This window comes from Novipirellula galeiformis, from assembly GCF_007860095.1.
In the GTDB taxonomy this organism is placed as follows: domain Bacteria; phylum Planctomycetota; class Planctomycetia; order Pirellulales; family Pirellulaceae; genus Novipirellula; species Novipirellula galeiformis.
The window spans coordinates 746,173-761,670 of sequence record NZ_SJPT01000003.1 but is presented as its reverse complement, the minus strand read 5'-3'; the positions used below and the strand labels follow the sequence as shown (position 1 = coordinate 761,670).

Sequence of the window (15,498 nt, the reverse complement as noted above, 5' to 3'; positions counted from 1 at the left end):
GAGGCGGCAAATTGTCACGCCCCTTTTTTCACTTCGCCCCCCCGTAACGGGACGTTGATTAAACCATCTCTCCTTTCACACTGCGGGCATAGGCTCCTGTAACGCGACTCTTGCGGAGTGAAGGTCATCCTTGATTTGTTTGGAGCGGCTTAAGTCAACACGCTGACAAGTCGAATCCGGTGTCTTCTCCTGCACCGATTTTGCCTGACCTTTTCTCGCCGCTCTTTCCGCATCGAACGAGGAGCGTTGATTCGATCCTCAAAATCTTTCGCTTCCATGCAGCGGTGGCGCATGAGCGAACCGGAGATGCACACTTGTTGAGCCGAGCACAGTTCGATGTCAGTCAGATTGCAACGCATTGTGTCGATCTTGTCGACAAACGTGTAGGTTTGACCGGTTCTTGCGATTGCAACGCTTGGAAATCGCCGCCGGCTGATTGTGTATTTCTTAAGGCATGGTTTCTTTGCCGTAGGGTCGCTTGAAGGGGGTGATTCCGGCTTTGTGGGCGGCGTACGAAAACGGCTTGTTGGACTTGCGTCTAAACGAGGGGGTGTGGCACCGGTGTAACAGACAGCTTGTCTCACTCGAGTGGATGGCGTTGACCCGCCTGAGCGTGGTCGATTCCTTCGCTTATTCGCTTCCTTTTCAATTCGCTGCTTGACCATAGGGGGACGCACATAGTAGAGTTCGCTGCGTTTGCCCAAACTGGTGTTAAGTTTATTTTTTTTGTCGAAGAGGGTCCTATGAAAAAAAGTACGCAGCGTGGTTTCACGCTAGTCGAGTTATTGGTCGTTATCGCGATCATTGGTGTATTGGTTGGTTTGTTGTTGCCGGCGGTTCAGGCAGCTCGTGAAGCGGCGCGCCGCATGCAATGCAGCAACAATCTGAAGCAGTTGGGGCTCGGGTTTCATAACTATCACGACTCGATGCGGTCGTTCCCGTTGGGAAGTCTTACTGCCAGCGGCTACCTGATGGGCTGGGCGCCGCGTTTGTTCCCTTATATGGAACAAGGGTCGCGTGTCGAGGCGATGGAAGCGTTCTCGGCCACCCCGTTTACCCAATGCGCTCCTTACCGACACGATACGCCGCCCCATTTCGGCAGCAATGAAATTTGGGGCACCGTGCCGACGCTGGCCTGTCCCTCGTCGCCTTTAGCCGACGGCAATCCTGATATCACTAGCTACCAGAGTGGCGGTCATGGCGCACTGCATTATCGCGCCTGCGCGGGCCCCATCGAGGACGTGACCAACCCTTCGGACGATGTTAACTACCGCTGGGCCAACACCGGCGTCATGTACCCGCACAGCAAAACAAAATTTCGTGACATCATCGATGGCACTTCAAACACGATCCTGTTGGGCGAGTCGTCCTCGTCGAGGGGCTGGACTAGCACAAACAAACGCGGATTTGGTGGGATTCAGCCGTGGACTTGGGGCTACTACTATTACACCACCCCTCCCACAAAACGACTGATGCTCGACAGCAAGAATGTTCAGTTTCCGATCAATTTCCGCGGGACCTTCTTTTACAACTCAACGCCCTACACCAGCGAACACCCCGGTGGGGTTCAGTCGCTACTGTGTGACGGTTCCGTCCGGTTCATCACGGATTCGATCGACATGAATCTCTTCAAATCGCTGGCAACCCGCAACGGTGGCGAAGTGATCGGCGAGTACTGAGTAAGCCGCGGCGGCGGTCGCTTCCTCCGGCGGACGACTGCCGGAGGCAAAATCATCCTTTTTATCGTTTGACTTGAGATACCCTATGCAATTCCGTTCTATCCAAATGTTGATGGTCCCCGCCATTCTGGCTAGCTTGTCGCTCGGTTTGGCGGGGTGCACTCCCTCCAACGAAATGGCGACCGTTCCGGTTACGGGAAAGGTCACTTACAAGGGGCAACCGCTGCCAAGCGGTTCGGTGATCTTCATCGCCTCAGGTGCTGGCCCGACCGCCGACGCCAACATCGGCCCTGACGGTGAGTATTCGCTGGGAACCTATAGTGAATCGGATGGGGTTCCCCCAGGCGAATACAACGTGATGGTGGTGGCGATGACGGGAGAGGATTCCATCGACGCCGAAGCGGCGACCGGTTCCACTTCGTTGATCCCCAGTCGCTACAGCGACCCTTCGAAGTCGGGTTTGACGGCCTCCGTCAAAGCCGGCGAAGACAACGAGATCAATTTTGATCTCGCGGAATAAGTCGAGGCGTAGGGCTTAATGCGTCCGTTGGGCGAATAACGCGCACGAGACCTTGAGGAACGTTGATGCGGTCCTCAAGGTTTTTTCGTTTCCATGCCGCGTTGACGAGCAAACGCATCCGAGACGCATGTCGATGAGGCTGGTGAAAGCTCGATGTCAAGCCAATTGCATCGCGCCGTGCCCACCTCAGCGACCGACGCACAGGGAGTCGTTGGGGGGCTCGCCTCTGGAGCGTTCCTGGCGTGCCATCGTTCCCGGCGATATCATCGCTTCGGGTATGCCATGGGCTCCATGGTTCCGCCCTCTTCCTCCGCAGGCGGCCAGTCCCCGGGCGTCGCCTGTCGAGCGATTCGCATCCTTTTGTAGAGCATCCTTTTACTTAGCAAGTCTTATGGCAAAACGAAAACCAGAGGTTCGGATGCGAACGTTTGGCATCTACGCGCACTGGGACGCCGAATCAAAGGAGTTGCCTCGATTCATCCAATCGACGACCACGGTGCACGCCAAGGTGGGCGTCGAGTTTGGTTTTGTCGTCAACATTAAGAACGCTAAAAATCAATCGTTGCATTATTGCATTGATCATCCTGGGATCTTGGATGCCGAGGGAAAACGACGGCTTCCGTTTGATGGGGATGTGTACGTCAAGCAAAACGATTGGAACTTTTATCTTGGCGATACGATCTGGGATCCAATCGAAGACAAGCTTGGGCTTTGGACGTTGGCGATCGAGCTTGATGAAAAGATCGTTGCCGAGAAAACCTTTGAGCTTTACCGCGAGGTGAAGCAGTCTCCAGAGGGCCCATAGAGGGCGGGGGGGGCTCTGGCGACACTCCGAAGGAGTGTTCGGTCACATGTCGCTGGGGCCAGTGTCACTGGGGTCACATGTCACTGGGGCCAAATGTCACGGGGTTCACACTTCACGGGGGCCACACGTGGTTCAACGCTCTTGGTTTGCGGTGTAGGTTACGGCTACCATGCATTTACTTTTGCCACTGCTCGCCAGCATCCTGTTTGTCTTTGGGTTGATCTTTGTGAAAAGATCTGGCGAAGCCGGAGCGGGACCGATCACGGTCATGTTTGTATCGAACTTGTTCACTTCGATCGCATTTTCGTTCCTTTGGCTGCTGGGAGGAACGCTTCAAGCGTGGGCGATGTTTTGGCAGCCTGCGGTCATTGCTGCCCTGTTTATGATGGGGTTGGCGTTCACCTTGCTCTCAGTCGGGCGTGGGGATGTGTCCGTTGCCGCGCCGATTTTCGGCGTCAAGGTTGTCTTGGTGGCCATGCTTTTGACATTTGTCGGTGGTGAGACGCTGCCCAAATCGGTGTGGTATGCCGCTGCGCTTGCCGCCTTGGGGATTGCGTTGATCCAGTGGACCGGGCGTGGTCACTTCCACCATATCGTGATGACAATTGTGTTCGCCCTCGCTGCGGCGACGTGTTTCGCCACGTTTGACTTCTTGGTGCAAACGTGGTCGCCGGCCTGGGGGCCGGGGCGATTTCTTCCCGTCGTTTTCTGGATCCTTGGTTTGGTCTCGTTGGGACTTGCTCCGTGGGTCGAGTGGTCCAAGTTAAAGGACTCGCAACTCCTCGCGAATCTTTTGCCTGGGGCGACATTCGTGGCTCTGCAAGCCCTTTGTATTACCGTTGCCGTGGCCGCGTTTGGAGACGCAGCACGTATCAATGTTGTCTACGCGCTGCGTGGCTTGTGGGGCGTCGCACTGGCTTGGGCCGTTGCGAAAACCTGGGGCGGTGCCGAAGCTGACCATGGTCACCAAACGATGGTCACGCGGATGGTGGGGGCGGGGCTGTTAACCGTTGCTGTTATTCTTGTCATCTTCGCTCGCCATTAGTTCTGCTCGCCGAGTAGGGATGCGGCATATCGGTTTTTGCGGTCGCGATGAAATTGCCGTGGGAGTGACAGGGCGAATCCATCGCAGCATCGCTTTGTGTCCAGGCGAAGCTCTCTCCGGTAATCCGGGGCCGTGCAGTTACAGAAGCGTGCAGCATCCACTGGCGGTGGGCGTGACGCGCTAGGTTGAGTGTGCAACCTTGCTCTATAATCGGGATCGTTTGTGTTCTCTCTCTCCCACACCTACTAGGCTCGAACATGCCAAGTCGCAAGACGCTCTCGGTTTGCTGTTTCATGATCGCGACCCTGATGTTCGCGGATTCGAAGGGTCTCTTGTTCGCTCAATCCGATGCGACGTCGATTGTCGAGTGCACTGAAACGACCGAGTTCATCCGTGTCAGCGTGCGTGGCAAACCGGTGCTTGTCTACAACAAAGCGGTTCAAGAGCCACCGCAGGGCATCGACGCGATTTATCGGCGCAGCGGTTACATTCATCCGCTGTACTCGCCGAGCGGGCGGATCGTGACAGGGGATTTTGCCCCCGACCATGCTCATCAGCACGCCCTGTTCGGCGCGTTCGTGGACACGTCGTTCGAAGGCCAGCCAATTGATTTTTGGAACCAACACAAACGTACGGGAGGGGTGTCGCACGACAAGGTCATCGAGGTTCAAAGCGGGGATGAAGTCGGCACCTTCACGGTCGAGTTACTGCACCAAGCTTATCCCGTTTCCGATCAAGCCAAACCAGTGCTGCGAGAGCGATGGACGGTTCAGGTTTATGCGGATACCGACCCTGGATTCGTGCTCGATATTCGCTCCGAAATCACCTGTATCGCAGACTCGCCCCTCAGGGTGAATCAATACCATTACGGTGGGATGGCGATTCGTGGTAACAATCAATGGGTGACCGCGGAGAGCGAAAAAGCGATCCGACAATTCGTGCAGGCGAAAGAATCCGATCCTCGTTTGGCGTTGCCGAGCTTGGATGTCGCCAAACATCAATTTTTAACCAGCCGAGGAGAGCGGCGGTTTGCGGGGAACGGTTCACATGTGAAATGGGTCGATTTGTTCGGGCGTGTCGATGGCAAATTGTGCGGTGTTGCGATGCTCAGCCACAAAGACAATTTCCGTTTTCCTCAGGCGGTGCGTTTGCACCCCAGCAAACCCTATTTCTGTTTTGCGCCGATGGTGGATGGCGAGTTCACGATCGAACCGAGCGAAACCTATACCGCATCGTATCGCTACATCGCTCATGATGATTCGCCCAATGCGGAATCGATCGAACAAGCGTGGCTTCAGTTCACACGATGATCAATCGCTGTGCAGCGTCCTGTTTATGGCAAAGCTTCGCCCGCTCGATTTTGAAGCGTTGACGGGGCGTTACTTTCGCTTCATGCGATGCGGCCGATCGATTCGCTCGGGCGGAAAATGGATTTTTAGGCTCGGTAAATCATCGTGTTCGTTTTCAATGTCCCCTTTGTAGTGCGTTTCCGTTGTATTGGAGGCCTCGGCGGGATGCGTGCCGTTGATGGGGTGTTTGAGGTTGGGTTCGTGGCGGGGATCGATGTTTGCTTTCGCCCCTGCGTCGTTATTCAAATTGGGGGTCGGCTCGGGGCCGCTCGTTCGCGGTTTGAACCATCGTCCTGCAGGGCCTGCTAACAAGGCGGGCAATAGGATCAAGTCACCGACCAAGGCGGTCGCGAGCATCATTAGCATCAGTGTTCCGAAACGCTGAGTCGGAGTGAACGTTGACAACGCAAAGATGAACAGCCCGAGTCCTCCGACCACGGTCGTTTGCGTCATCGCGGGACCGACGCGGCGATACGTTTCGATTACCGCGTCGACGCGTGACATGCCGCGATCCAAATTGGTACGGAACCAAGTCAGGAAGTGAATCGTATCGTCCACGGCCACTCCCATCGCGACCGACGCGGTCATCATCGTGCCGATGTCGATGGCGATCTCTAAATGGCACATCACTCCGAACACCAACAGGACGGGGAACACGTTCGGAATCATTGCGATTGCGCCCGCCATGATGCCGTTGCCGAGATTAGGCAATCGGGCCCATGACCAAGGCATCCGGCCTGGATTGAGCAACAGCGACATCACGATGGCAATCATGAAAAACGCGAATGCCATCGATTCGAGTAGGCTGTAGAGCAGCGTTCGTTGAGCTTTGTAAACTACCGGAATGACCCCGGTGTAAATCGTTTGTAGCGATCCAGAGCCATCGACGTTGGGAAAGCGGTCGGGAGTCAAGGCGGCGGCGACGCGTTTATTTTCGACCAACGTGGCGTCAATCCAGCATTTTGCGGACTTGCGTATTTGTGGATTGGCCGGCTCTTCACCCACCCATACCAACGCGCTGGTCGCGGCGACCATCTGGTCCCACTTAGGGCTGCCGACTTCGATCTTCGAATCGGGGGCAGCGGGATCGATCCAGCCAACGCGTATTTTTTCGTTCGCTAATAGTTCCTTGAGCGTGGAGAGGTAGATGCTGCGAGTATCGATCGTCTCGGCATCGATCAACAATTTGGCGGTGTTCAGCGATTCGGGCCGGCTGTGTCCCACCAGCACGACACGGTCTTTGCCCGACAGCTTTTGTGGGTTCCCCTTGGCGTCGCGTTTGAGTGCACTGAGCAGGACCTCGCGAGTATCGTAGGCGCGCATCACCGGTTCCACCGCAGTTCGCAGCGTGTAAATGAAACGCCCATAATCGACATCCGACAACGCGCCGACTCGCAAGCTGATTCGCCACAATTCGCTGCCCGCAAACGGGCCCTCTTTCTCAATCCGCACATAATCACTGCTCAGCAATTGCTGATGTGAATCAAGCAGTCGGCGGTTGGTCATCGACCGAACCGGGTCATAGGAGTTGCTCGGTGGTGGCAGCGGCGGCAAGAACGTATCGGCGCTCATGGTTTGCCCGACCACGTCCATTCCGGTTTCGCCCAGTGTGCGGCGCACCACTTCGCTGACCCGTGCGACCATCTCGGCTCGCTCGAGTATCGTGAGCGGCTGTGTTTCAATACGGAATTCCTGGCTGGGCTCTTCGTCCGCCCCGTCCCGCTGCGGCGGCATCGCTTTGGCTGGTTCGTCGGTGATGTTTTCTGCGAGTGCCGAGGTGGGCACGCGCACGATCATTTCCATCGGGACCAGTTTTCCAAAATGATCCTCCAACCAAGCGTAGTCACGAATGATGCGTGAGCCGGAGTCGAACAACTTTAGCAGTTGGACGGAGGTTTTGATCTTCGTTAGCCCGATCGAACCGAGCAGTAAAACGGTCAAACACACGATGCTGACGAGGGCGTGATGGCCCGTGATCCAGCGTCCCACCATTGCCCACCACTCGGCGAATCGACCTTCGGTGGACTCCTCCTCAGGGCTGCCGTTCCGCTGTGGGTTTCGGCCTGTAGCTTGGGGATGGGGGGGCGAGTTTGTTTCCTTCGCATCGTGGTCCACATCGGGCGCGAATGTTTGCAGCGCGGATGGCAAGTAGGTGAACAAGATGATCAGCGTGACCAACACGCCGATGGCGGAATACAACCCAAAGTTGCTGATCGGTGCCAAGTTGCTAATGACCAACGACCCCAAGCCAATCGCGGTGGTGAACGAGGCCAGCGCACAAGGCACGATTGCATGGCGAAGCGCACGGCCCGCGGCCCCCGCCTCTCCATTGGAACGCACCTCGTCCCGGTAATAGTTGACGACGTGAATTGCACCGGCAAGTCCCAGCACGTAGACCAGCGACGGCATGCTCATCAAAATGGCATCGACCTTGCCGCCGGTCCACCAAACCATCGCCATGCTTAACATCGCCGCGCTGCCGCCCACCACAAAGATCATCGTCGTGATCTTGATGCTGCGGAAACAGACATACGACAACCCAATCCCGACAATCAGGCTGTAGCCCAATAGCCGAATCAACGTGATGGTTCCCTCTTCATCGATCGCGGTGTTGTCCACCGGAGGCCCGCCCAAGTGAAGCGACGGCATTCCCGAAACCAGATCAACCTCTTCCTTGTTAAACGGAGGAGGTGCGGTCGATGGCGCGGGCGGTGGACGGACTCCGGATTCTTCGGCCAATTGCAGCAACCGACCGCGTGGGCCACCGGCAACTCCACGACCCAAAACATAGGGCAAGTTGTCCTTGGCAATATCGGTCAAGGTCACCAACACGCAAGTCAATCGCGGTGGCGGAGGCACCTCCAAGGCATCATAGATTGCATACCAAACCTCCGCCTGATCGGTGGTCGGAGCGGCACGCAACTCGTCGAGCGAACCGTTGAAACGCTCCGCGAGAATGCGATCGAGGTTCGTTTGCACGAGCACATCAAAAGTCTCAGGCAAGGCATCGCGACGCGACGCGGGAACCTCTTCGCGAAATGACTCAACGCTCCAATCGAATTCGAAAGGGACCGCATTGGCAAATAGCGTCCCGGTCAATCGTTCCAAGGCCAAACGTCTCGCCACGGTCGCACGCTTTGATTCGTCCGTCAGGTCGATGGGCCAAAGCGCCCCCCCGGGGGACGCTAATTCGCCCGCGATCGAGTCGCCGGTTTCAACCGTATGGAAAAGCGGGGCACATATTAGCGAAGGATCGTTGTAGAACGCGTTTGTCGCCTGGTCGTCAGACGCTTCGCCAAACGAAGTGACGAATTGCCCCTCAAGTTTGTAGTGGCCGGTGGCTCGTTTGATCGCGCGGATCAGCGCCGCCGGGCCGGACATTGCTTCGGTCCAGCGATACAGCTTTCCATCGGGGGTGATGTAGTACCATTCCCCCGAAGCCGATCGCACCCACTTTTCATCTTCAGCGCCCCAGTTGTCATGCTTACGCCCGGTGTTGAGCAACTGCAGATCTTTGCCCTGGGTGCGGGCGCGATCATATTCCTGGCGGACTTCCTCCGAACGCCCTGCGGCGGGATCGTAAGCGTCCGATTCATGACGTAGTTTTTGCTCGAGCAACTGCAAACGCTGGTCACCGCTGGTGCACCCAGGCCAAGTTGCTAAGACGAAACTTTCCCCTACAAAGTGATTCGCAAACCAATCCAGTTCGGCGGTTTCAGGAAAATCACTTGGCAACCAATCTTTGACTTCGTTCTGGGTATCGACCAGACTCAAACGCGCCGCCCGAAACACCGAGGGCAGCACGAAAAAGAACACCATCAAAATGAGCAACGCATAGTTGACCCCCAGCGGGCTGCGGCGCTCTAACAGGGGTTGTTTCATAGGTGGTATTTGCGTTGGAGCGTCGGGGGATGCCGAAAAATTGCGATGATGCAAATGATGTGTACGATTAGCGCACTTAGGCTAACGATCCCAGGCCGATGGGTCTACTTCATATTGGTTATTGGGGTCGGCTGGAAAACAAACGAATCCCCCCAATCGACCGAATGTACCAATCACGGAATTTAGTGTGTTTGAGGACCTTGGGGCGTTCAATAGTCCTTCAGCTGCCCCATGCGGTAGAGAGCCAAGTCCCCTTTGATTGGGGGATTGGCGGCGTGCTTCACGTCCATCCCCATTGCCGTGGCGAACGCCGTCGTGGTCCTGATTTCCACCGTGATCGGTAATCGAGCGAGTTTTGCTGCCGTTGGACGCTGCTACCGTTAGGCGTGTCACCCCAGAGTAAACGCGTCACTCCCGATCAAACGCATCGCTCCTGATTTACGCCGGCCCGAACAACGGCGGCCCGAACAACGGCTGCCCGAACAACGCTGGCCCGATCAACGCTGGCAACGATTGGCTACCGCAATGCACCTCGAATTGTCCATTTTCCCCATCGACGGGCGTAGGGATCGAGCTTCCCAATCGCTACAATTCAAGCAAATTCAGGAGGCTCGATGGATCGGGGACACATCGAAAAGCACGGTCCCCACCCGGCGGTCCCCACCCCATGGGACACGTGCCCTGACGATTCGGAGCAAAAACGTCCTCTGGTGGCGTAACCCCCTTCGTTGCACCCCACATTCACCTTATCCCACGACCTCTCTGCGAAAGCACAATCATGAAAAAGAACTTTGCGATCCCTTTGGAAAAGATCAAACCTGTTGCCGAAGGCTACGGTGGCTGCTTCGCCACGGATGTCATCATGGTCGATGGCGAACCGGTGGGCTACATGTACCGCGAAGAAGCGGACTTTGAAGAGGATAGTGGTTGGCGTTTCCTGGCGGGCATTGAATCCCAAAATTACCTCGATGATGCCAATAATACCGGGATTTACGACATCAACGAGGTCGCCAACTACGACCCCAACATCATTCCCATGCTCGATTCCCCTGTCGGTTCGGCGTTCGAATGGGATGAAGAAACCGAGTCGTTCGTTGCTGTGGATGAAGAGGATGACGAAGAGGAATGACGAGTAGCCCCCTCGTTTTCTATCGAGGGGATGCTTCTCCACCGGGGCGACCGTTACCCCAGTTGACCGTTACCTGCGTTGACCGTTACCTGCGTTGACCGTTACCTGCGTTGAATGTTACCCGCGTTGAATGTTACCCGCCCGGATGCGTCGACGACTCGCCCGAATGCGTCGACTTCGAGGCCGGCCCGTTGCGCGGGGAACGTCCTTGACGACCGAGTCGACCATGCGCCAAGGTAGCGACCTTATCTGCCCGCTTGTCGGCTCGGCAGCAGAATTTATCATGTCCGCTGAGCCCCCGTGCCAGCTTTCCAACAACATTCAATGAGCGTGAACACAATGAAGGTCAACGAGTACTTCGACGGCAACGTCAAATCGATCGGTTTTGAAAATAGCGAAGGGCGAGTGACGTCCGGGGTGATGGCCGTTGGCGAATACGAGTTTGGCACCAGTGAGAAGGAGCTGATGAAGGTCGTTTCGGGGGAATTGAAAGTGAAGCTTCCCGGAGCGAGTCGCTTTGAATCGTTTCCCTCGGGCAGCGAGTTTCGCGTCGATGCGAATCAGAAGTTTCAAGTGCAAGTCGAGCAACAAACCGCCTACCTGTGTTTCTACAGCTGAAGTTTCTCTAGCGATCGTTTCTCTAGCGAGCTGGGGGCGACCGCCATTCGGCTGGATCCCCATCGCGGCGTCCTGGGTTGAACGCGAATCCGTCGCGTCCAAGGGACGCGCGACCGTGAACGATTGCGATTAGACAAAGCGTGAGCTCATTTGCTGCCACACGAGTCCGATCGCGATCAATGCGAGCCCGATCATCCAAATCAGTGGCTCGACCCAAAAGGCGAGAAACACACAAGCGACCAGGCCGATCCAGGGGATGAAACGCGGGTAGAGACGCTCGTCGCTGGAGAGTCGAGTCGCAGCAAGATTGGTGATCGCATAATAAATCAACACGGTGAATGCACTGAACGACCATGTTGTTTTGACGTTGCCGATCAAGGTCAGCCCGGCAATGATTCCCCCGACACACAGGACGGAAACGTAAGGGGTTGATGCCGACGGGCTCACGCGTGCCAATCCGGCGGGTAAGTCGCCGCGGCGGCCCATTGCGTAGGCCACGCGTGAGAGCCCGAGAATCAGATTCAGCAGCACGCCGAGCATCGCCGTCACGGCACCAATTGCAACCAGGGGAGCGATCGCGGGCAGGCTAAATCCGCGTGCGATCACCTCCAATGGAGCGGCTTGCCGCTGAGTGGCCGCAGACAAGGTTTCGGCACCCGAGGATCCAATCGCCACGAAGCCGACACTGCCATAGCAAACCATCGAAAGTGCCAACGTGATGATGATTGCAATCGGAATGCTTCGTTTGGGGTCATGAATCTCTTCGCCCAAGGTCGCGATTCGCCCATAGCCGGTATAAGCCACAAACATCAAGGCACACGCTTCGAGTAAGCCGGCGATTGATGAGTTGCCGTTGGTGACGTTCGAGATAAAGAAGGGACGCCAATGCGATATTCCCGCTCCCATCGCGATCGGCAATCCGGCGATCACGAATGCGACCAACGAGAGTAGGGTGGCCGCAACGATCACGATATTCGCTTGGTTGCTGCGGCGAATCCCCGTCAGCACGAGGAGCGTCAGGACGAGGACCATCCCCACGGCCAGCGGCACGATCCATCGGGAAGTGTCCCCTCCCAACGTGTTCAACGCATATCCAGCGAATCCCAATGCAGCGGTTGCCGCCGAGGCGCTCTTGGCACACAAAAACATCCATCCCGCCGTGAAGCCGAGACGCGGATGTAACCATCGATAACCATACTCATACGTCCCACCGCTGAGCGGATGATTCGCAGCGAGTTGAGCACTGCTAAGCCCGTTGGCAATGGCGACCAGGGCGGCAATCGCGATCGCCAATAACACCGCCGGTCCCGCTACGCCCGCCGCAACCCCGATGCTGACGAAGATCCCCGTGCCCAGAATCGAGCCCAATCCCATCATCGTTGCGCCAAAGATTCCAACGTCTCGTTTCAACTTTGGAGATGAATGACTCGGTTCTGCCATCGCGTTAAGGGGCACTCTCTGTGGGCGGGAAACGTCGCATGAAGCCCAGCTGAATCGTGAGCTATCCATATCGCCGTCATTCTATTGCAAACCGTTCCTTGGCGTCAGTTGGTTGGATCGCTACCGCGGTCGCGATGGGGAGCCAGCCGCGAAGCAGGCTTGCTGCGACGCGGCGACATTTTCTACAAGGGAAACGTTCCTTCATGCCAGGGCGTCGCGTTTTGGGGATATCAACGCCCCTTATTTATCAAACCGATTGGAATGACGTTGAAACCGCATCGCTTATTTGCCGTCACGCTGGCTTGGCTGCTGTTGCCGCTGGCCGGGTGCCGCGTGTTGTCGCCGACGCCGATTCCTGTTGCGAGCCAACAAATGGCACCGGCACTTGTGGAAAATACGGACCCGCAGTTCGAGTTCGGCCAACCTCAACCCATCATCGACGGAGTGGGGTGGGTGTTTGGCATCCCTGACAAGATTTTGCTCTGGGATCGTCGCGTGAATCGCCACAAAATCTCTGAGCCCACGATTTCTGCAACGGCTGACTATCTCGAGCACAACAACTTGCCGCATATCAAGGTGCGGGCCAACCAATACGCTCCGCTACAGGATTGGAAACGGTTAACCCAGAACACCACCGTGGCATGGCCATGGCGTTACACGCTCGGCACGCTGTCGGTCGCCGGGGAAGCCATTTTGCCAGGCCGGATTGTGGGCGGTGACCACTTCAACCCCTTCACCCAGACGATCCATCTGTACAGCGACATCCCCGCGGTCGCGCTGCATGAGGCGGCCCATGCAAAAGACTTTACTCGACGGACTTATCAAGGCTCGTATGCGGCCGCGTATCTGTTCGTTCCGCTGTGGCACGAAACGCTTGCATCCCAGGATGTGTTTGCATATTTAGAGGAACGCCAGGATGTACCGGCGATAATCGAGGCGAACCGAATCTTGTACCCTGCCTATGGAACTTACGTTGGGGGGGCGCTGGGCAACTTTGTCCCCAGTTATTCGTTGCCGATCTATTACGGGATGGTCATCGCAGGCCACGCCAACGGACGGATGTTGTCCGAGCAAATGCGGTAAATCGACGTCCGTCGGCTCCTTGGGGTTTCTCCCCCCGAAAATGCCGCTGCGGTGGTTGCCCAAGGCGCGTTTTTGCGTCGAATGCCCCCGCCACGCTGCATCAACATCGCGGCTGGATTACAATTCAACTCTCGCTGAAATCGCGATTTGAATCGAATTCCACTTCCCCTCCCCCCCCCCCGAGTCTCCCGCCATGAATGTAAAACTAGACCGACGTGACTTGATGCGTGCCTCGTTGGCGGCCGCGGGCGCAGGAGCCCTACTGACGTCATCGCCCCAGACTCTCGTCGCTGCCGAATCGGCAACCGCAATCGCTCCGAACACCAAAATTCTGTTCCAGGGCGATTCGATCACGGACGCCAAACGGGACAAAAAGAACCAATCCGCCAACGACGTTCGCGGACTGGGCGATGGATATTCCATGCTGATCGCAGGAGAATTGCTGCGTGATCACGCCGAGGCGAAACTGACGATTCAAAATCGCGGTATCAGCGGCAATAAAGTTCCCGACTTGGCCGCTCGATGGCACCAGGATTGCTTGGATCTGAAGCCTGACGTGCTCAGTATTCTGGTCGGTGTCAATGACATTTGGCACAAGCTCGCGGGGCGATACGACGGCACCGTCGCCGATTATGAATCGGGATTCGGCGAGTTGCTCAAGCAAACGATGGCGGCATTACCGAAGACGCGGATCATCGTTTGTGAACCTTTCGTTTTGCGGTGCGGCGCGATCAACGATACTTGGTTTCCCGAGTTCGATGAGCGGCGCGCGGTGGCCAAGAAACTTGCTGACGCAATGAAGCTCGATTTTGTCCCGTTCCAATCGATGTTCGATGAAGCGGTTAAGCTGGCCCCCCCACAATACTGGGCTGCCGATGGGGTGCATCCGACGCTGGCGGGGCATGCACTGATGGCGAAAAAATGGTTGGAAGTTTTCAACCAAGCCTGATCCGGCTGCGGCTGCGGAGAGACAGCCACCTTGGCCAAGCAAAGGCCTGCCAAGGTGGCGCAGAGCGGAAAACGTGATACAACCCCCGATGGCCGAAAGTCGTTGTGGCTTGTCGGCCCTCCCCTGAAAAAAAATCTCATTCACCGCAACCTTGTTTGTTGCCGTGGCTTGCCATCGCCGAGCCGATGCCACCCACGCGTGCAAAGCACCGGGATTGCCCCTCTCTAGGAACCTCCAATGTCCGACATCCATACGAAGTACAACGCCGTTGAAAAATTGATCGACGAAGAAAAGTTCGAGCAGGCCATCGAAGGCTTGAACGAGATCGTCAACGAAGATGCAACCTTCGTTTTGCCCCACTTAGCCTTGGCCCGCGTTTACACCAAAACAGGGCAACACGACTTGGCAATCCAGCATGGCGAGAAGGCCTGTGAGTTGGAGTCCGACGACCCGTTCAATTTCACGGCCCTGAGCGTCACCTATCAACGCGCTTGGGCTGGAACGCAAGAGCAGCAGTACATCACCAAAGCTGAAGATGCGATGGCCAAAGCACGCATGCTGCAAGGCTAGGTGGGCAACCGACTGCTCGAAGGTGATGCACATCGCGGGCGATCCCGCCGGCGGTGGTTAAGCAGGTAGGCAGGCGTCTTTCGGTATCTTAGCCGTTTGGCCGTTAGCGGCGGCTCCCACGTTCAACCGGAGCTAACGCTGAGCTGCTAAGTCTTCGGGATGGACAGAGTATTTCGTGAAGGCGTTTTTGTTCCGCGATCTTTGTCCTGAAGGCTTTGGCCTTCCGGTGGTATTCGCTGCGCTCAAACCACCGGCTACTGTCTGTCATCCCGCCGGGATGAACATTGCGCAAACCCAAAAACGGCAACCCCAACTTTTCCACAGCCCAGGCTAACGCCCAAACGGCTAATGGGATTTCTCCCAATCATTCCTGCCTAGCTGCTTAGAATCTGTCTCCAAGATGCGGCCGACCCCGATCGCTTGAATGCC

General features: G+C 56.5%; 12 protein-coding genes. 10 read left to right on the top strand and 2 right to left on the bottom strand.

What is annotated here, in order from left to right:
* The first annotated feature begins 743 nt into the window (after positions 1–743).
* From Pla52o_RS10695 to Pla52o_RS10675, 5 genes are all read left to right on the top strand, one after another.
* Complete coding sequence (locus tag Pla52o_RS10695) at positions 744–1,679, top strand: DUF1559 domain-containing protein (protein ID WP_146594567.1); 936 nt, start codon at positions 744–746, stop codon at positions 1,677–1,679.
* A gap of 85 nt (positions 1,680–1,764) precedes the next feature.
* Positions 1,765–2,199 (top strand): carboxypeptidase-like regulatory domain-containing protein, encoded by a 435-nt coding sequence (locus Pla52o_RS10690; RefSeq protein WP_146594566.1) that lies wholly within the window; start codon positions 1,765–1,767, stop codon positions 2,197–2,199.
* 391 nt (positions 2,200–2,590) lie between these two features.
* Complete coding sequence (locus Pla52o_RS10685) at positions 2,591–3,004, top strand: DUF3859 domain-containing protein (protein ID WP_146594565.1); 414 nt, start codon at positions 2,591–2,593, stop codon at positions 3,002–3,004.
* A gap of 169 nt (positions 3,005–3,173) precedes the next feature.
* Positions 3,174–4,049, top strand: a complete 876-nt coding sequence (locus Pla52o_RS10680) for a DMT family transporter (RefSeq protein WP_146594564.1) — start codon at positions 3,174–3,176, stop codon at positions 4,047–4,049.
* A gap of 257 nt (positions 4,050–4,306) precedes the next feature.
* The gene (locus Pla52o_RS10675) at positions 4,307–5,359 is read left to right on the top strand and encodes a DUF6807 domain-containing protein (protein WP_146594563.1); all 1,053 of its coding nucleotides are present in this window, start codon (positions 4,307–4,309) and stop codon (positions 5,357–5,359) included.
* 69 nt (positions 5,360–5,428) lie between these two features.
* On the opposite strand, the gene Pla52o_RS10670 is transcribed toward Pla52o_RS10675, so the two are convergent.
* On the bottom strand, positions 5,429–9,280 hold the full coding sequence (locus Pla52o_RS10670) for an efflux RND transporter permease subunit (protein ID WP_146594562.1): 3,852 nt from the start codon (positions 9,278–9,280) through the stop codon (positions 5,429–5,431).
* Positions 9,281–10,058: 778 nt separating this feature from the next.
* Here Pla52o_RS10670 and Pla52o_RS10665 point away from each other — a divergent pair.
* On the top strand, positions 10,059–10,409 hold the full coding sequence (locus Pla52o_RS10665) for a DUF2185 domain-containing protein (protein ID WP_146594561.1): 351 nt from the start codon (positions 10,059–10,061) through the stop codon (positions 10,407–10,409).
* Between the two features lie 339 nt (positions 10,410–10,748).
* The gene (gene ppnP / locus Pla52o_RS10660) at positions 10,749–11,027 is read left to right on the top strand and encodes a pyrimidine/purine nucleoside phosphorylase (protein ID WP_146594682.1); all 279 of its coding nucleotides are present in this window, start codon (positions 10,749–10,751) and stop codon (positions 11,025–11,027) included.
* A 129-nt stretch (positions 11,028–11,156) separates the two neighbouring features.
* Here ppnP and Pla52o_RS10655 read toward each other — a convergent pair whose 3' ends face one another.
* Positions 11,157–12,437, bottom strand: a complete 1,281-nt coding sequence (locus Pla52o_RS10655) for an APC family permease (RefSeq protein WP_231612246.1) — start codon at positions 12,435–12,437, stop codon at positions 11,157–11,159.
* A 114-nt stretch (positions 12,438–12,551) separates the two neighbouring features.
* Here Pla52o_RS10655 and Pla52o_RS10650 point away from each other — a divergent pair, with 114 nt between their 5' ends.
* From Pla52o_RS10650 to Pla52o_RS10640, 3 genes are all read left to right on the top strand, one after another.
* Positions 12,552–13,550 (top strand): hypothetical protein, encoded by a 999-nt coding sequence (locus tag Pla52o_RS10650; protein ID WP_231612245.1) that lies wholly within the window; start codon positions 12,552–12,554, stop codon positions 13,548–13,550.
* 193 nt (positions 13,551–13,743) lie between these two features.
* Positions 13,744–14,499, top strand: coding sequence for an SGNH/GDSL hydrolase family protein (locus tag Pla52o_RS10645; protein WP_146594559.1), 756 nt, complete (start codon positions 13,744–13,746; stop codon positions 14,497–14,499).
* Positions 14,500–14,736: 237 nt separating this feature from the next.
* On the top strand, positions 14,737–15,069 hold the full coding sequence (locus Pla52o_RS10640) for a scaffolding protein (RefSeq protein ID WP_146594558.1): 333 nt from the start codon (positions 14,737–14,739) through the stop codon (positions 15,067–15,069).
* The last annotated feature ends 429 nt before the right edge of the window (positions 15,070–15,498 follow it).